The sequence below is a fragment of the Herbaspirillum hiltneri N3 genome (genome assembly GCF_001267925.1).
In the GTDB taxonomy this organism is placed as follows: Bacteria; Pseudomonadota; Gammaproteobacteria; order Burkholderiales; family Burkholderiaceae_D; genus Herbaspirillum; species Herbaspirillum hiltneri.
The window spans coordinates 3,052,799-3,070,986 of sequence record NZ_CP011409.1 but is presented as its reverse complement, the minus strand read 5'-3'; the positions used below and the strand labels follow the sequence as shown (position 1 = coordinate 3,070,986).

14 protein-coding genes, 1 pseudogene and 1 riboswitch are annotated in these 18,188 nt (G+C 63.2%); of the genes and pseudogenes, 13 read left to right on the top strand and 2 right to left on the bottom strand.

Annotated elements, in window-relative coordinates:
- Positions 1–23: 23 nt before the first annotated feature.
- Entirely contained in the window at positions 24–947 is a 924-nt protein-coding gene (locus F506_RS13895) for a sugar kinase (RefSeq protein WP_053198341.1), read from the bottom strand.
- A 33-nt stretch (positions 948–980) separates the two neighbouring features.
- A complete protein-coding gene (locus F506_RS13890) occupies positions 981–2,276 on the bottom strand; it encodes an amino acid deaminase (protein ID WP_053198340.1) in 1,296 nt (431 codons plus the stop codon).
- 170 nt (positions 2,277–2,446) lie between these two features.
- On the opposite strand from F506_RS13890, the pseudogene F506_RS23575 reads away from it, so the two are divergent.
- The 13 genes and pseudogenes from F506_RS23575 to F506_RS13825 all read left to right on the top strand — a co-directional run.
- Positions 2,447–3,262 (top strand): annotated as a pseudogene (locus F506_RS23575) (MurR/RpiR family transcriptional regulator); the annotation flags it as partial.
- Positions 3,210–4,163: a phosphohexomutase domain-containing protein gene (locus tag F506_RS23570; RefSeq protein WP_407638243.1), complete on the top strand. Its 954-nt coding sequence runs from the start codon at positions 3,210–3,212 to the stop codon at positions 4,161–4,163. The pseudogene F506_RS23575 and the gene F506_RS23570, both read left to right, overlap by 53 nt.
- A gap of 174 nt (positions 4,164–4,337) precedes the next feature.
- A complete protein-coding gene (locus F506_RS23495) occupies positions 4,338–4,514 on the top strand; it encodes a hypothetical protein (RefSeq protein ID WP_053198337.1) in 177 nt (58 codons plus the stop codon).
- A 16-nt stretch (positions 4,515–4,530) separates the two neighbouring features.
- The gene (locus F506_RS13870; protein ID WP_053198335.1) at positions 4,531–5,109 is read left to right on the top strand and encodes a hypothetical protein; all 579 of its coding nucleotides are present in this window, start codon (positions 4,531–4,533) and stop codon (positions 5,107–5,109) included.
- Positions 5,110–5,275: 166 nt separating this feature from the next.
- Positions 5,276–6,553, top strand: a complete 1,278-nt coding sequence (locus F506_RS13865; protein ID WP_235471157.1) for a cation:proton antiporter — start codon at positions 5,276–5,278, stop codon at positions 6,551–6,553.
- Between the two features lie 231 nt (positions 6,554–6,784).
- A complete protein-coding gene (locus F506_RS13860; RefSeq protein ID WP_053198331.1) occupies positions 6,785–8,431 on the top strand; it encodes a methyl-accepting chemotaxis protein in 1,647 nt (548 codons plus the stop codon).
- Between the two features lie 485 nt (positions 8,432–8,916).
- Positions 8,917–9,351: a hypothetical protein gene (locus F506_RS13855; protein ID WP_053198329.1), complete on the top strand. Its 435-nt coding sequence runs from the start codon at positions 8,917–8,919 to the stop codon at positions 9,349–9,351.
- A 131-nt stretch (positions 9,352–9,482) separates the two neighbouring features.
- Positions 9,483–9,787: riboswitch (cobalamin riboswitch) on the top strand.
- Positions 9,788–9,948: 161 nt separating this feature from the next.
- A complete protein-coding gene (locus F506_RS13850) occupies positions 9,949–10,158 on the top strand; it encodes a CbtB domain-containing protein (protein ID WP_053198327.1) in 210 nt (69 codons plus the stop codon).
- 18 nt (positions 10,159–10,176) lie between these two features.
- On the top strand, positions 10,177–10,923 hold the full coding sequence (locus F506_RS13845) for a CbtA family protein (protein ID WP_200907675.1): 747 nt from the start codon (positions 10,177–10,179) through the stop codon (positions 10,921–10,923).
- A 75-nt stretch (positions 10,924–10,998) separates the two neighbouring features.
- Positions 10,999–11,337, top strand: a complete 339-nt coding sequence (locus F506_RS13840; protein WP_167552704.1) for a (2Fe-2S) ferredoxin domain-containing protein — start codon at positions 10,999–11,001, stop codon at positions 11,335–11,337.
- A complete protein-coding gene (locus F506_RS13835) occupies positions 11,330–15,478 on the top strand; it encodes a cobaltochelatase subunit CobN (RefSeq protein WP_053198322.1) in 4,149 nt (1,382 codons plus the stop codon). Before F506_RS13840 ends, F506_RS13835 begins: the two co-directional genes overlap by 8 nt.
- 1 nt (position 15,479) lies before the next feature.
- Positions 15,480–17,444, top strand: coding sequence for a putative cobaltochelatase (locus F506_RS13830; RefSeq protein WP_053198321.1), 1,965 nt, complete (start codon positions 15,480–15,482; stop codon positions 17,442–17,444).
- 20 nt (positions 17,445–17,464) lie between these two features.
- Positions 17,465–18,184, top strand: coding sequence for a cobalt-precorrin-7 (C(5))-methyltransferase (locus F506_RS13825; protein WP_053198319.1), 720 nt, complete (start codon positions 17,465–17,467; stop codon positions 18,182–18,184).
- Positions 18,185–18,188: the final 4 nt, after the last annotated feature.

Sequence of the window (18,188 nt, the reverse complement as noted above, 5' to 3'; positions counted from 1 at the left end):
TGTGCCGCTTGCGTGCGTTCCAGTCAGCTCAGGCCGTTCAACACCGCGCGCACCTGTTCCGCAGTCGGAATCGGCGCGACCGCGCCGTAGCCGGTAGTGGAAATGGCTGCCGCGACATTGGCGTAGCGCGCCGCCTCGAACGGATCCTTGCCGTCGACCAGTTGCGCAATGAAGGCGCCGCCGAAACAGTCGCCCGCGCCGGTGGCATCGATGGCATCCACCGGATATGCGGCCACCATGCGGCGTTCGGCGGCAGTGGCGACATAGCAGCCTTCCTTGCCGAGTTTGAAGGCAACCAGCTTGACGCCGTACCCCAGCAACTTGTCGACGATGGCGTCGCGGTCTTCGAGGCCGGTGAGGGCGCTGACGTCTTCCCAGCTCGGCAGGCAGATGTCGCACAGCGCGAAAGCTTCGGCCATCTTGACGCGTGCGCGTTCCAGCGGCCACAGGCGCAGACGCAGGTTGGTGTCCAGCGAGGTCAGCGTGCCGTTCTTGCGCGCGTGCGCCATCGCCGCCAGGCCGGCGTCGCAGGCGCTTTCGCTGATGGCCAGGCTGATGCCTGACAAATGCAGCACCTTGGCTTCGGCAATCGCTTGCAGCGGCAGTTGCGCCGCCGTGTAGCGGCTGGCGGCGGAGTTCGAACGCAGGTAGGTGAAGTGATGGCCGGCGTCGTCGTGCGTGACGAAATACACCCCCGACGGCACATTCGGCACCACGCTGACGCAGGCGTCGTCGACGCGCTCGCTTTTCCACAGCGCCTGCAGGCTCTTGCCGAAATGATCGTCTCCGACCGCGCTGACGTAGGCGGTGTCGGCGCCCTGGCGCGCCGCCGCTATGCAGAAGTTGGAAGTGTCGCCGCCGAAGCCTTCCAGGTAATAGCGCGGGTTTTCGATGCTCTGGTTGAACTCCACCATCGCTTCGCCGTAGGCGAGGATTTTCTTGCTCATGATGTCAAAGGGCTGGGTCAAAAATCTAAGGGCTCAGAAGAAGGTCTGGACGATGTCGAGAACGTTGAATTTGGCGTCCAGCACCGGCAGGTGACGCCACTTGTCGAACGTCAGGCAAGGGTGAGAAATATCGAAGGCGATCATGTCGCCGACACGGATATCGTCGCCCGGCGCAATCTTGAGGTAGGCGTGCTGGTCCATCATGCCGGTGACTTCCCAATGCGCAGGCGACTCCGCCGGCACGGTGTCCTGGCCCGGACGGAAGCGCCTGACCGGCAGCGGCAGGCCGGCGTCGAAGGCGGCGTCGCGTTTGCCTAGCGCGATGATGGCCTTGTCGACTTCCGGAACGGATTGCACGTATGCCCACAACTGCAGGGCCGGCAGCAGTTCGCTGCGCATCTTGCGTGCGACCGGGTTGCGGGTCTGGATCTGTTCCTGTGCAGCGCGATAGATGCCGACGTCATGGGTGAGGTAGCAGCCGGGGCGCAGCACCACATCCAGCGGCACACCGATGTCGGCGCCGGCGAATTCTTCCGCGACGACGTCATACCAGGCCGAGCCGGCGCCGGTCAATACGGCCGGCTTTTGCGCCGTGCGATGGCTCAGGTAGCCTTGTTGCGCCAGGTCCTTGGCGCATTGCACCGCGCGCTGCAGGAACAGGCGGATATCGGCTTCTTCCTTCAGCACGCCTTCATAGACTTCGATGCCGGAGAGCGCGATACTGCCTTCCCAGCGCTTGACGGCGGCTAATACTGTACTTTGCTGCTCATTGTCGCGCACGCCGGTGCGCCCGCCGACCGGGCCCAGTTCCAGCAGGACGTTGAGGGTTTGCTTTTTCTCCGAGAAGAAGCGGCCGAGCTGATCGACCAGTTCGGCGGAATCGACCAGGCAAAAGAACTCGAACGACGGATCTTCCAGCAGGCGTGAGACGATCTGCATGTTCTGCTTGCCGACCAGTTGATTTGCCATCAGTACGCGGCGCACGCCGTGGTGATAGGCAACATTGGTTTGATGCGCGGTTGCCAGCGTGATGCCCCAGGCGCCCGTGGCGAGCTGGCGCGCAAACAGCTTCGGCGCCATGGTGGTCTTGCCGTGCGGCGCCAGCTTGACGCCGTATTCCGTCACGAAGCGCTGCATCCAGTCGAGGTTGTGGGTGAGGCGCTCTTCGTACAGCACGGCGGTCGGCAGGCTCAGGTCTTCCTTGAGGAGATTCCAGGGCAGGGCGTTGGCGGCGTCGGGCGCCAGCGGGGCGTTCAGCGTACCGATTCCCTTGTTGAGCGGATCGATGATGCCACTTTGCCATTCTTTCTGGTAGTTTGTATCACTCATCTTGAATTTCTCCTCAAAAATTTGATTTGACGTAATCATAGTCCTGAATTTACTATGTTGGAAGTGTGTTATAAACTAACACGAAAAAATTATTGCGCCTCCGATAGCAGGTTTTTAACGGCGATTCCGGCCGGGCGCTCCTCCACAATTCGAGACTTCATTCCACAGCCATGGCACAAGCTTTCGACATCGTTTCACGCATTACCGAGCGCAGCGGCCAGTTGCGCCTGGCGGAGCAAAAGGTCGCCGAGGCGATCCTGAGCGATTTGTCCTTTGCCGCCAGCGCCAGCATCGGCGAACTTGCGCTCAAGGCCGGTGTCAGTCTGGCAAGCGTGACGCGATTTGCCAAGGCCATGGGCTGCCGCGATGTGCGCGAATTCAAGTTCATGCTGGCGCAGGCCGTGGCAGTCGGACAACGTTTCTTCGATGGCGTCAAAACCATTCCGTCCGGACAACCGCCGGAACTGATCGACGTCGTCTATAACGACATCCATGCCGTGCTGGAAGTCAATCGCGCACTGATCAATTCCGACTCCCTGACGCGCGCCGCAGAACTGCTGCGCGACGCGCGCATGATCTATTCGTTCGGCATGGGCGGCGGCTCCACCATGATGTCCGACGAAGCGCGCTATCGCTTGGTGCGGCTGGGCCGCCCGGTGGCGACTTACCATGATGCCCTGTTGCAGCGCATGGTGGCGGCGACGCTGGACAAGAACGATGTGCTGCTGGTCTTTTCGACCACGGGCAACGTGCCGGAGTTGCTGACCAATTGCGAGGTCGCCAAGGAATACGGCGTCAAGATGGTTGGCATCACCGCACTCGGCTCGCCGCTGGCGGGCATGGTCGACGTGCTGTTGCCGATCAAGGCGCTGGAGACCGATTTCATTTTCAAGCCGTCGTCGTCGCGCTACGCGATGATGATGGCGCTGGACCATCGGCGTCGATCCGCTGGGCGGCGCAGGCGTACATTACTGGGGCGCCATCGCCGATCGCTACGACCTCCGGCTGACCGTCGTCAATCGCGAAGTGGATCCGACTTTCCGCTTCGTGCCGCTGGATTGGGACGCGCAGATCCGCATGGATCCCTCGTCGCAATACGCCATGCGCGAACTGATTTCGCTGAAGGACAAATTCGACATCGCCTTCGCCTGCGATACCGATCATGATCGCCACGGCATCGTCACCAAGAGCGTCGGCCTGATGCCGTCGAATCATTTCCTCTCGGCCGCCGTATCGTATCTGTTTCAGCATCGTCCGGAATGGCGCGCCGACACGGGCGTTGGCAAGACGCTGGTCAGCAGCCAGATGATCGATCGCGTGGCCGCACAATTGCACCGGCCGCTGCAGGAAATGCCGATCGGCTTCAAATGGTTCGTCGACGGCCTGCAGGACGGCAGTCTCGGCTTTGGTTGCGAAGAGAGCGCCGGCGCCTCGTTCCTGCGTTTCGACGGTACGCCGTGGAGCACCGACAAGGACGGCATCACCGCCGCCTTACTGGCCGCCGAAATGACGGCGCGCACCGGCCGCGATCCCGGCGAAATCTACCGGGGCCTGACCGAGCAACTGGGCCTGCCGTGCAATGGCCGCATCGAAGCAGCGGCAACGCCGGAGCAGAAAAAACTGTTGTCGAAACTGTCAGCCGACAACGTGCATTCCACGCAGCTGGCCGGCGAAGAAATCCGCCAGATCCTCACCACCGCACCGGCCAACGACAAGGCCTTCGGCGGCGTCAAGATCGTCAGCGACAATGGCTGGTTTGCCGCACGTCCGTCCGGCACCGAACACATTTACAAAATCTACGCCGAAAGCTTCCGCGACGAGAAGCATCTCGACAGCATCTTTTACGAAGCCCAGGAAATCGTCAGCGCTGCGCTCGCAGCCGGCTGATCGCGTTTTCCTTTGCTCAGGCGGCATGGGGCTTGCGCTTCATGCCGCCTCTCATTCCAGCCTCTGATTTCAGCCGATCCTCCTACAGGGAAATAAGTGCCTGTCCTGCTGGCAGGCGGTCCCGTCTTGCCTAAGATGGACCATCCGTCATGTTCAAACGTCAAGGAGTTCATCATGCCCAAAGGCGATAAATCTTCCTATACCGACAAGCAAAAGCGGCAGGTCGCACATATCGAAGCCGGCTATGAAAAGCGCGGCGTCAGCCACAAGGAGGCCGAGCGCCGCGCCTGGTCCACCGAAAACAAGATTTCGGGCGGCGGCCGCAAGTCGGGTTCGGCGCGCAAGTACTAGGCCTCAGGCGCTTCCCATGTTTGCCGAGAGCATGATTCTGCACGCCGTCATTGAAAGCGAAACTGAAAGCGAAGCGCGCAATGAACAGGCGGACCAGCAGGCGAACCAACCAGCCAAGGAGAACCGCATGCCCACCATTACCGAAAAGCCCGCAGCCCAACAGAGCCAGTCGCAAAGCCAGCAGCAAGGGCAGGAAATCTTGCACTCCGACCGGCAACAGGCTCGCAGCAATTTCGTCGATCCGCTCGGGCGTCCCATTTACCAGGGCACGCCGCGTTTTACCGATCAGCAAGCCGGAGGCGACCTGACGGGCGACGAGTCGGACGCACGCGACGATAACTATGTTGAAACCGGCACCGGTCAGAATTTTCGCGATGTCTCCGCGCACGCGAGCGAACTGCCGCCGGTCTCGGCCGAGCTGTTGCGCTCTGCTGCGGTCGCTCCCGCAGTGCGAATGTCGGCTCCGGCGCCTGCGCCTGCCAGAGCGACTCCCGTTGAATCGGTCGAGCCGGACGGCACGGAAGATCCGGGCGCCAATGCCGATGACGGCCTGGTTCCGCGCAAGGACGACGGAGCAGCGTCCGAGCACCACTGAGGCTACATTTTCTGCGGCGTTTGCGTAATTCACGCCTCACACATCATGCACTGGCGGCAGCTGACCTCCCTGGAAGTCAGCTGCCGTTTTCACATGTTCCGACCGGAGAAAAAGCATCGACATTCCCACCGTCTATTTCCTGATCGCCGGCATCCTGCTGATGTTCATGGTGTTCCTCGAATCGGTGCTCGAGCGACTGCCGTTCAATGCAGCCATGCTGTACTTGCCGATCGGCTGGCTGTTGGGCTCCTCCGGCATCGGCCTGATCCGCATCGATCTGCAGTCGCACGCCGACGTGCTGACGGTGATTACGCGCGTGGCCTTGTTGCTGTCGCTGTTTACGGTCGGCCTCAAATTGCGCGTGGCCTTTCGCGGCGAAGGCAGTCGATTGTGGTGGTTGCCGTTGCGGCTGGGCGTGCTGTCCATGCTGATCACGGTGCCTCTGCTGGCGCTCTGTATCGCTTTCCTGGTCGGGTTGCCGTTCGCGGTGGCCATGCTGCTCGCAGCCATCCTGGCGCCGACCGACCCGGTGCTGGCGTCCGACGTGCAGATCCAGGATGTCGACGATCCCGATCAGCTTCGCTTCGGGCTGAGCGGCGAGGGCGGTCTCAATGACGGCAGCGCATATCCCTTCGTGCTGCTGGCGCTGATGCTGCTGGGCGTCACCGATGACATCGTCCCGGCAAATCACTTCAGCTGGTTCGTGGCCTGGGGCGTGATTGCCGGTATCGGTTGCGGCGCGCTGGCGGGCTGGGCCTTGTCGCGCGCCGTATTGTTCGCGCGCCAGCGCTTCGGCCTTGCGCTGGGCATGGAAGAGTTCATGGCGATCGGCATCATCATGCTGTCCTACGGCGCGGCGGAACTGATCCACGGCATCGGCTTCCTGTCGGTATTTGCCGCCGGCCTGGCAATGCGCCAGGTGGAGTCCGCCAGCAGCGGCGACAAACCGGCCGGAGAACTCATTGCAGCCGCGCAGGACAGCGGCAAGAGCGCCGCTGCCGTGCATCCCGAACAGGCGCCGGTTTATCTGACCGAAACGGTACTTGGCTTCAACCAGCAGCTGGAGCATTTCGCCGAGTTTTTCATGGTGCTGCTGATCGGCATCCTGCTGTCCGAATACGGCTTGTCGAGAGAGGGCGTCCTGATTGCCGGACTGCTGTTTTTCGTCGTCAGGCCGATGGCGGTCTGGCTCGGCTTGCTGGGCTCCGGCACAGAAACCTCGCATCGCTGGCTGATCGCCTGGTTCGGCATCCGTGGCGTCGGCTCGCTCTACTACCTGTGCTTCGTGCTCCAGTTCTGGCATGACAAGCTCAACGCCCGCATTGCGCAGGATGTGTTGACGGTACTGGCCTTGTCCATCCTGTTGCACGGCATTTCATCGACGCCGCTGATGCATTTGTACTGGCGTAAACGGGTCGCTGCGGAGGAAGTGATCGACAGGTGAAAGGGAATTTAAAGTAATAAAACTACATTTACTACATCGACATTTTTTACTTTGATTCAAGATATTGCGGTGTAAACACGGATATTTAGCGTCTAAATCGCTGGAAATAGTTAACCTCCTGTGCCAGAATAAATAAAAACTAGTAAAACTACATAAAATAACGCCGACTGACTTGCATTCTGTTCAAGCTTGTTGCTCACGTCGGCGCCAGACCAGAAACACAGGAGACGCATGAGATTTTCCCATCTGAGGATAGGCCACCGGCTGTCGCTTTGCTTTGGCGTCATTCTGGTGCTGATGGCTGCCGTCACCGCGCTGGCGGGCTTGTCCGCACAACGTGCGCAAGAGCAGCTGGCCGCCGCACTCAGCCACACCAACGGCAAATCCGAAATCGCCGCGCTGATGCGCCAGAGCCTGTTTCGTCAAGGCCAGGCTGCACGCAATGTCGGCACGCTGACCGATCTCAATGCCATGCAAAAGGAGATGGCGCGCATCGGCATCGAACGCAAGCAATACCGTGTCAATCAGGACGCCTTGCTCAAGCTTGGCGTCACCGCCGAAGAGCGCGTCATCATCAACGACATGGCGGCTTACGATAGCCGCAGCGAGCCTTTCATCCGGCAAGCGGAAGAGTTTGCCGCCGGTTTCAACGCCGGCCAGGCCACCAAGTTGCTCAATACCGAAGTGGCGCCGTTGCAGAGCCAATGGCTGGAAGCGATCGACAAGCTGGTCAAGCTGGAGCAGGGCCAGATCCAGCGCGACCTGGACGATTTCGCGCAGAGCGGCCGCCGCACCACCCTGGCGACGATTGCGATTTGTGCAGCGGCGATGCTGCTCGCGGTGCTGGTCGCATGGCGTCTCAATCGCAGTATCACGCGTCCGCTCAACGAAGCCGTCAGGCTGGCTTCGCGCGTGGCGGCAGGCGACCTGACGGCGCACATCACCGCCGGTGGACGAGATGAAACCGGGCAGTTGCTGAGCGCGCTGGGGAGCATGAATCAAAGCCTGCTGCAAACCGTCAGCGAAGTGCGCGACGGCACTCAAGGCATCTTCCGCGTATCGCAGCAGAACGCTGCCGGCAACACCGATCTGGCGGCGCGCACCGACGCGCAGGCCAGTTCCCTGCAGCAGACCGCAAGCGCCATGGCGGAACTGGCCGGCATCGTCGGTCGCAACGCGGAGCAAATCGGCGACGCCAACCGGCTGGCGCAATCGGCGGCGGATGTGGCTTCACGCGGCGGGGAAATCGTCTCTTCCGTGGTCGGCACGATGACCTCGATCAAGGACAGTTCGCGGAAAGTGGTCGACATCATTTCCGTCATCGACGGCATCGCCTTCCAGACCAACATCCTGGCGCTCAATGCCGCAGTCGAGGCGGCGCGCGCCGGCGAACTCGGCCGCGGGTTCGCGGTGGTGGCAACCGAAGTGCGCCAGCTGGCCATGCGCAGCGCAGCGGCCGCCAAGGAAATCAAATTGCTGATCGGCGATTCGGTCGAGCGTATTGATGCCGGCAGCCGCCAGGTTGACGATGCAGGGCGCACCATGCGCGACATCGTCGATTCGGTTGAGCACGTGGTCGGCATCATGGATGAAATCGCCGCCGCCAGCGACGCCCAGCATAGGGGCATCGCCGATCTCAACCAGTCAATTGCCGGCATCGATGCCGTCACCCGCACCAACGCCACCCTGGTGGCGGAAGCGGCTGTCGCCACCGCCGACATGCAGGAACAGGCGCGCAAGCTGTGGGATGCCGTCAGCGCGTTTCGGGTCGGTTCCGACGCGGAAGTTGGCGAGTTGCAATTACTGGAGATCCCGCCGGAGCCGGCCCTGCAATTGGCTCAACGCCATCCATCGCTGATCGAGGCGGCGCCCGCGTAAGAGTTGCGGAAGCCCGAAAAAGTGTTTGTCCTATACGCAGCGCCCGCGTCAGCGGGTAGCCTGTCGCTGTGACGTGAACGGTCGGCGTCGTTATTTTCGCCGCCGGCCGGCGTCGTTGTGAGCTCGAATCCGGGCTTCAATTGCAGCAGAAAGGACATTCCATGCACAAGCCACAAGACATCCCGCCGGTAGAAGTGCCGCCGCTGGATCCGAACCCGCCGCAGGATCCGATTCCTCACCAGAACCCGCAGTGAGGAGGCGCGCGTATGCATACACCGCAAGAGACGCCTCCCACCCCGCCGCCGCCCAAAGACATCCCGCCGGACGAATACAACCCGGTGGAAGATCCTCCGCTCAATCCGCCCGAGCCCGCCATTCCCGAGCCGCCGGAGACGCCGGTCAGGATGGCAGGGCGCAGGCGGAGTCATGCAATTTAGTAACGTTCACTCATGTTCAGTAATGATCTACCAGAGGAGTACCACATCATGGCAACCAGCACCCTGGATCCGGACGTCCTGCCGACCTCGGATCGACAATTGAGCAAAGGTCACGACAATCACGCGCTTGGGCCGGGCGACAGCTCGGACAGCGGCAGCGACATGATGAACGTCGCCACCGAAGCAGACAGCGATTCGCACGGCACCGGCGAACGCGCCTCGGTTGAGCGCGGCACGCGCGACCGCGCTCCGGAACTGCCGGAGTCGGTCGGGCAGGTCGCCAGCGACGATGACAGCGGCGAAGACATCGTCGCCGCTGACGAGCGCGAGCTCGGGAAGCAGACCGACAGCGTCAAGGAGTCGAAGAAGATCAAGCGCGACAAGGACCTGGACGATGCTCTGGAAGATACCTTTCCCGCCAGCGATCCCATCAACCTGACGCCCGAACCGCCCAAAAAGGTGGGCAGGGCTCCCAGTCAATAACAGAATCACGCAGTAATCCAGACTTCTCCTGAAGTCCGCAGCGGGCCGGTTTTCCATCTTGGAAACCGGCCCGCAAGCGTTTCTGCAAGCCGCTCCCGGGTTGCCAGAATCGTGCGCGGCACCTATACTGCGCGGGTAGCATTGCCTTGGGTATCCGGTGGATGGTCATTCACCGGATTTAATCGGGAAGTCGGTGCGTTTGTCGGTCAATTTCAGCGAATTTCGTCTATGTGGCGATTTCGATGCGATTTTGGACCGGCAGGCAAATCCAACGCTGCCCCCGCAACGGTAAGCGAATCAGCGAATCTGCATCCAGCCACTGTGCACCGGTGTTGTCACCACTGCATGGGAAGGCGCAGATTCCGATTCCGGCGAGATTATTGCTCGCCGTGGATCATTCGCAAGCCCGGAGACCGGCCCAGGACATAACGACTTGTTTTGTATCGCGGAGGGCGATCGACGGACTGCTTCCCGGAATGCTGTTTCCTTGCACCCCGCGTGGTTTCCTGATTTTCCTTCGTAACGGTTCCGCCGTGCCGCCTTTGCGCCGCAGGCGGTTGGTTTCAATCCGGCTCAGGCCCATCCGAAGGAAGACACATGGCAATCATCACCGGCGCATCCGCCAACGACACCGACACACTCGACTCCTCTTCCGGTTCGCGACTCTGGCGCGATCGCATCCTGCCCGGCCTGACTGCATTCGTGTTTGGCGCCGCACTGATTTATGCCGCCGGCTTCGCCTCCGCCGTCGAGCTGCACAACGCCGCGCATGACGGCCGCCATTCGGCCGGCTTTCCTTGCCACTAAAAAGCAGGCGGAACCCCGATGATCAATTTCGCAGTATTGCGACGGATTGCCTCCGTCGTCCTGTTGGCCGGCGCGTTGGCGGGCCTGTTGCTGACTGCCGTGCAGCAGTTGCAGGTTTCCCGCATCATTTTGCAGGCGGAAGTCTACGAAGAAGCCGCTGCCGCCAAGGCGCATGAGCAGGCGCACGCCGCCGCAGCGGCCGGCGCACCTGCCGCCGCGGAAGCCCACGAGCACGAACATGAGCACGAACACGAACACGGCGACGAATGGGAGCCCGCCAACGGCTTCGAGCGCACCGCCTACACCGTGCTGGCCAACGTCAGCATGGCGATCGGCTTCGGCTTGTTCCTCGCAGCCGCCATCGTCGTCAGCGGCAGGAAAGTGAGCTGGCGTTCCGGGTTGCTGTGGGGCGTGGCCGGTTATCTGGTGTTCTTCGTCGCGCCGTCGCTGGGCCTGCCGCCGGAAGTGCCTGGCACCGTGGCCGCGCCGCTGCATGCGCGCCAGCTGTGGTGGATCATGACGGCCGGATTGACTGCCGGTGGCCTCGGCCTGGGCGTGTATGCGCGTCATTGGGCGCTCAAGCTGCTGGGGCTGGTGCTGCTGGTCGTGCCGCATCTGGTCGGCGCTCCGCATCCTGCGGCGCCGGGGGGAGCAGCGCCGGAGGAACTGGCGCAGGCGTTCATCCACGCGACAGCCTTGGCCAACGGCGTGTTCTGGCTGGCGCTGGGCGGGCTGACCGGATATTTCTACAAAAAATTCGCCTGAAGTTCGGCTTGTCATCTCGGATGCCGATCCGGCCAGCGATGGCCGGATCGGCATTTTAGCCATTAAAGAAAGTCCATGAGAACCCACCACCGCCATGTCCTGATGTGCACAGGTCCGCGCTGCACCGAAGACGGCGTGCTGGCCGAAGCCATGTTCGCCGTGCTGGGCGAGCAGATCGATGCGCGTCCCGAATTGCGCGTCAAGCGCACGCGCACCCACTGCATGGTGGCCTGCAAGGCGCAGGCGCCGGTCGTGGTGGTGTATCCCGAAGGCGTCTGGTATCGCTGCGAGGATGCCGCCGCCATCGAACGCGTGGTGGTCGAGCATCTCGAAGGCGGGCAGGAAGTCACCGACCTGATCTTCCATCGCCTGGGTAGCGGCGACGTCAACCCCGAGGAACTCGAACATGTCTGAGCGCGCCACGCAAGCCGCGGCGCCGGTATGCGCGCCCGCACGCATTGCGGTGCTGACGCATGCATCCACCGACCTTGCAATCCTGAATCACGCGTTGACGCAATTGCCTGCCGATTTCCCGGCTACCATCGGCATCAACCTGCAAGGAGTGGAAAACGAAGCGCGCATGAGCGAGCTGCTGCAGGCCGAACTGGCCGACGCCGACATCATCGTGCTGCGCATCCTGGGCCGTCTCGGCAGCGTCGCTGGTTTCGCCGAATTGCTGCGTCACGCGCAACGCCAGGGGCGTCATCTGATCGCGCTCAGCGGCGCCGGCGAACCCGACGCCGAACTGGCGGCGGTATCGACCGTACCGGCCGACGTGCTGCGCGAGGCGCTGGCGTATTTCCACGGCGGCGGCAGCGTCAATCTGGCGCAGTTTTTACGCTTCGTGTCGGATCGCCTGCTGTTGACCGGCTTCGCCTGGGAGCCGGCGGTCGCCTTGCCCGATCACGGCATCTATCATCCGGATCTTGAGCAGGATGCCGGCATTGTCGACTGGCTTCAACTCAGGCTGGCGTCGCGCATCGACGCTGCCGGCCGCCGCAAACCGGCAATCGGCATCATCTTCTATCGCGCCCACTGGATGAGCGGCAACACGCGCTTCATCGATGCGCTGGTGACCTCGCTGGAGCGGCGCGGTATGGATGTGTTGCCGATTTTCACCGCCTCGCTGCGCACCTCGGCGGCGGATTCCGATCTGCCGGCGGCGCTGGGATACTTCCGCGGCGAGCAAGGCGCGCACGTCGACGTGCTGATCAACACCACGTCCTTCGCCATGGGTGAAATCACCCCGGGCGGACCCACGCCTGCAGGCTGGTCGGTCTCGGTGCTGGAGAAACTCAACGTGCCGGTGCTGCAAGCCATGACCAGCGGCATGACGGAGGAACAATGGAACATCTCCACGCGCGGCATGAATCCGCTCGACGCCGCCATGAACGTGGTGCTGCCGGAATTCGACGGCCGCATCATCAGCGTGCCGCTGTCGTTCAAGGCCCAGGCGGCGGGCTCGTCGGGCGACGTGGTGGAATTCCGTCCGGTGGCCGACCGCGTCGAACGCATCGCCGGCCTGGCGGCGCGCTTCGCCCGGTTGCGCGCGCTCGACAATGCCGACAAGCGCATTGCTTTCATTTTCACTAACTCCAACAGCAAGGCCTCGCAGATCGGCAACGCCGTCGGCCTCGACGCACCGGCCTCGCTGATGCGCATCCTCGAATCCATGCGCGACGCCGGCTACGCCATCGGCGATTTGCCCGAGAGCGGCAGCGCCTTGATCCATACGCTGGTGGATCGCTGCTCCTACGACAACACCTATCTCACCAGCGAGCAGTTGCAGCACGCCGTCGGCCGCGTGTCGGCGCAGCGCTATGCAGAATGGTTCGCCGAATTGCCGCAAGCACTGCAGCAAAAGATCGAGGCGCAATGGGGCGCCGCGCCCGGCGTCGCCTACGTCCATGACGATCATCTTGCCTTTGCCGGCGTCGAGCTGGGCAACGCCTTCGTCGCCTTGCAGCCGCCGCGCGGTTACGGCATGGACCCGGATGCGATCTACCATCAACCCGACCTGCCGCCGACGCACCATTACTACGGCCTGTACCGCTGGCTCAGCGACGAATGGGGTGCGGACGCGATCGTCCACGTCGGCAAGCACGGCACGCTGGAATGGCTGCCGGGCAAGGGCGTCGGCCTGTCGGAGAATTGTTTCCCCGATGCGCTGCTGGGCGACATGCCGCTGTTCTATCCCTTCATCATCAACGATCCGGGCGAAGGTTCTCAGGCCAAGCGGCGCGGCCATGCGGTCGTGGTCGACCACCTCACGCCGCCGATGACCACGGCAGACAGTTACGGCGCGCTGGCGCAGTTGACGCAACTGGTCGACGAGTACTACCAGGTCGAAGTGCTGGACCCGTCCAAGTTGCCGCTGCTGCAGCAGCAAATCTGGGAATTGGTCAAACAGACCAATCTCGACAGCGACCTGCAGATGAAGCTGCTCCATCATGATCATGACCACGATGAGGAACACGGCCATCACCATCATCACGGTCACGCGCATGGGCATCACCACCACGATCACGATGACCATGATCATGACCATTCTCACGACCACAGCCACGAAGGTGAATTGCCCGAAGCGCTCAACGGCATGGGCGGCTCCGACGTCGCCCACCTGATCGAAGACCTCGACGGCTATCTGTGCGAACTCGGCGCGGCGCAGATCCGCGACGGCCTGCACATTCTCGGCCGTGCGCCGGATGCGGCGCAGATGCCGGACATGCTGGTATCGCTGACGCGCCTGCCGAACCAGGACATCCCCGGCCTGCAGGAAGAAATGGCGCGCCTGTTCGGCCTCCGGCTCGACATGCTGCTGGAGAACAAGGGACAGCGCCTCAACGCCGACAGCGCGCTGGCGCGCATCGCCGGTCGCGCCGTGGTCACGCGCGCCGACGCCATCGAAGCCATCGACGATTTGTGCGTACGGCTGCTGCAGGCGCTGCAGGACGGCGATTACCAGGCAGACGCCATCGACGGCATTTTGCAATCCATGTTCGGCGACCTCAGCATCGACAAGCCGCGCCTGCAAACCGCCTCCTTGCGCCAACCCGGCAGCATGATCGGCCAGATGAAGATGCAGGCGCGCGCCAAACCTGCCGCCGCAGCACCGGTGACCGCGAAAGCAGCGGAATCGGCGGCGGACAAGTTCGCCGCCTTGCGCCGCATCCTCGATTTCACCTGCCGCCGGCTGCTGCCCAACCTGCGCCGCGCCGGCGATGAAATCGGCAACCTGCTGCTCGGCCTGGAAGGCGGCTACGTGCCCGCCGGTCCGAGCGGTTCGCCCACGCGCGGCATGGCCCACATCTTGCCGACCGGGCGCAATTTCTATTCGGTCGATCCGCGCAGCGTGCCGTCGCAATCGGCCTGGCGCGTCGGCCAGCAACTCGCACGCGAGGTATTGGAAAGGCATTGGCGTGAAACCGGCGGTCATCCGGAGAGCGTCGCCATCAGCATCTGGGGCACCAGCGCCATGCGCACCCACGGCGACGACGTGGCGCAGATCCTGTGCCTGCTCGGGGTGCGTCCGGTATGGCGCCCCGGCAATCGCCAGGTGTCCGGCATCGAAGTGGTGCCGCTGCAGGAATTGCAGCGTCCGCGTATCGATGTCACGACGCGCATCAGCGGATTCTTCCGTGACGCCTTCCCGCAACTGATCGACCTGATCGACGACGCCGTCAACGCCGTCATCGCGCTGGACGAGCCGCCCGAGCAGAACTTCGTGCGCAAGCATTACCTGCAGGAGCTGGGCGAATGGATAGGCAAAGGCATCGGCGAGGACGAGGCGCAGGAGCGCGCCGCCTATCGCATCTTCGGCGCCAAGCCCGGCAGCTACGGGGCGGGCATCCTGCCGCTGATCCAGGAAAAGAACTGGCAGGCCGATGCCGATTTTGCCGAGGCCTACATCAACTGGGGTGGCTACGCTTATGCGCGCAAGCTCGGCGACAAGCAGGGCAGCGATCAGCGCGATGCTTTCCGCACGCGCCTGTCGGGCGTGCAGGTGGCCTTGCACAATCAGGACAACCGCGAGCACGACATCTTCGACAGCGATGACTACCTGCAATATCACGGCGGCATGATCGCGACGATTCGCGCCCTGACCGGCCAGCAGCCGCGCCATTATTTCGGCGACAGCCACGATCCGGCGCGCGCCCAGGTGCGCGACCTCAAGCAGGAGACGCTGCGGGTGTTCCGCTCGCGCGTGGTCAATCCGAAGTGGCTGGACAGCATCCGGCGCCACGGCTACAAGGGCGGGCTGGAGTTGACCGCAACGGTCGATTATCTGTTCGGTTACGACGCCACCGCGCAAGTGATGGACGACTGGATGTACGAGCAGCTGGCGCAGACTTACGCCTTTGATCCGGGCATGCAGCGCTTCCTCGAAGACGCCAATCCCTGGGCGCAGAACGCGATTGCCGAACGCCTGCTGGAAGCGGCCAGCCGCGGCATGTGGAAAGAGCCGCAGGCGCAGACGCTGGAAGACTTGCGCCAGCTTTACCTGAAGAGTGAAACCTTGCTGGAGACGCGCGGCGAAACCCCGCGCGGAGTCTGATATGAGCCATCCCGTGTTGCCGCCGTCATTTCCGTTTTCCGCCATCGTCGGCCAGCCGCAGCTCCGCAATGCCTTGCTGCTGTGCGCGGTCGACACCACGCTGGGCGGGGTCCTGATCCGCGGCGACAAAGGCACCGCCAAGAGCACGGCGGCGCGTGCGCTGACGGCGGTGTTGCCGCCGGTCGAACGCATCGCCGGTTGTGCCTTCAACTGCCTGCCGGGCCAGCCTGCCGAACATTGCGCCGTGTGCCGCAGCGATGCCGCTGCCGTGCCGGCGATTGTATCGGCGGCGGTGCCGTTCGTGACCTTGCCGCTGGGCGCCACGGAAGATCGCGTGCTTGGCACGCTCGACCTGCAGCGCGCCTTGCAGGGAGAAAAGAACGCCTTGCAACCGGGCCTGCTGGCCGCCGCGCATCGCAGCATCCTCTACATCGACGAAGTCAACCTGCTGCCCGATCATCTGGTCGACGTGCTGCTCGACGTCGCCGCGATGGGCGTCAATTCGGTGCAGCGCGAAGGTTTGTCGGTATCGCATCCGGCGCGCTTCACGCTGATCGGCACGATGAACCTGGAGGAAGGCGACCTGCGGCCGCAACTGCTCGACCGCTTCGGCCTGATGGTGGAAGTCGTCGCGCCGCGCGACAAGAAGCTGCGTGCCGAAGTCGTGCGCCGCCGCCTGGCGTATGAAGCGGATCCGGCTGCTTATGCTGTGCAATGGCAAGCCGAACAGGACGCCTTGCGCGTCCGCATCGCTGCGGCGCAGGCCTTGCTGCCGCAGGTCGTGCTGAGTGATGCCTTGCTCGACCTGATCAGTCATTTGTGCTGCGAATTCGAAGTCGCCAGCCTGCGCGCCGACATCGTGATGCACAAGACCGCACGTGCATTCGCCGCGCTGGATGGCCGTGGGCAGGTCACGCCGGAAGACGTGCGAGCCGCCGCCGAACTGGTATTACCGCATCGCCGCCGCCGCAAGCCCTTCGAGCAACCCGGCCTCGACAAGGACAAGCTCGACGACCTGATGCAGCAGGCCGCGCCGCCGTCGGAACCGCAGGACAGCGATGGCGGGCAGCAGTCGGATACGCCTGACGAAGGCAATGAGCAATCGGCCGGCGGCGACAGCCAGCAGGTATTAGCCGCCGACGACGTCGGCGAGGCGCGCCGGCTCAATGTCGATGCTCCGGCCAACAATGTCTCCACGCTCGCAGGCCGCCGCAGCGACTCCGCCGACGCCACCCGCGGTCGCATGATCCGCGCCGTGCCGGACAGCAATCCTGCCAGTCTTGCTGTCGGCGCCACCCTGCGCAGCGCCGTGTTGCGCAATGCGGCGCAAGGGGGGGAAGGGAGGGGCGAGGGCGCGGTGCTGCAATTGCAAGCCGGCGACCTGCACGGCAAGGTCAAGGCGGGCAAGACCGCCAACCTGATCCTGTTCGTGGTCGACGCATCCGGCTCGATGGCGGCGCAACGGCGCATGGAGGCGGTGAAGGGCGCAGTGCTGGCCTTGCTGACCGACGTCTATCAGCGTCGCGACCAGGTGGCGGTGATCGGTTTTCGCGGCGACAAGGCATCCTTGCTGCTGGCGCCGACACGCAGCGTCGATCTGGCGGAACAAGGCTTGCGCGAATTGCCGACCGGCGGCCGCACGCCTTTGCCGCATGCGTTGCAGCTGGCCTTGCAGACGCTGGAACAGTCATCCGGCGTTGCTCCGCCGCTATTGGTTCTGCTCAGCGATGGCAAGGGCAACGTCGCGCTTGAAAACGGCGGCGATCCGTGGCGGGAGTCGCTGGCGCTGGCCGATCAGCTGGCCGCGCGCGGTACGCCTGCGCTGGTGCTCGATACCGAAACCGGCTACGTTCGCCTGGGTCGCGCGGCGCAACTGGCGCAGGCGCTCGGGGCGGAATGCATGACGCTGGAAGAGCTGACCGCCGACAATCTGGCGCTGACGATCCGCGCCCGCATGGCTCAATAGAATTAATTAAGGAACAACACATGATTATCTGCATAGGAGCAGGTCCCGGCGACATCGGCTACCTCACCCAGCGCGGCGCCGAGCTGATTCGCAATGCCGACGTCGTGGCCGGTTTCGACGCCGTCGTCAACGTGGTGCAAAGCATCATCCCGGCGACAGCGGAGGTCGTCCTCATGAACTATCGTGACCAGGTCGCGCAACTCGATCTGGTTGCCGCGGCGCATCATGCCGGCAAGCGCTGCGTGGTGGTGTTCATGGGCGACATCCATTTCAGCGGCTTCCAATACCTGGAACGCGTCGAACGCGCCTGCGGCCATCCGGTCGAGACCTTGCCCGGTATTTCCTCGGCGCAAATCCTGGCCTCGCGCGCCAAGGTCTGCTTCGATGAAACCACCTTCATCACCTTCCACCGGCGCGGCGACCTGACGCCGTTCAAGCGCCATCTGGTGCATGTCCTCAATGACGGCCGCAATGCGATTGTGATACCGTGTCCATGGGATGCAGCGCGCTCCTTCATGCCGCGCCATATCGCGGCTTATCTGCTGGAAAACGGCGTGCAGCCCGATCATCCGACCGAAGTCTGGGAAAACCTCACGCGCGGCGAAGCAGAGTGGCACGGCACCCTGGCCGAATGCGTGGACAAGGAGTTCACCGACATGAGCATCATGCTGATTCGCACCCCTACACCGATGGACAGCCAGATCGAACCGCCTCCGGAAAAGCCTGCGGAGGCGGCGTGAACGC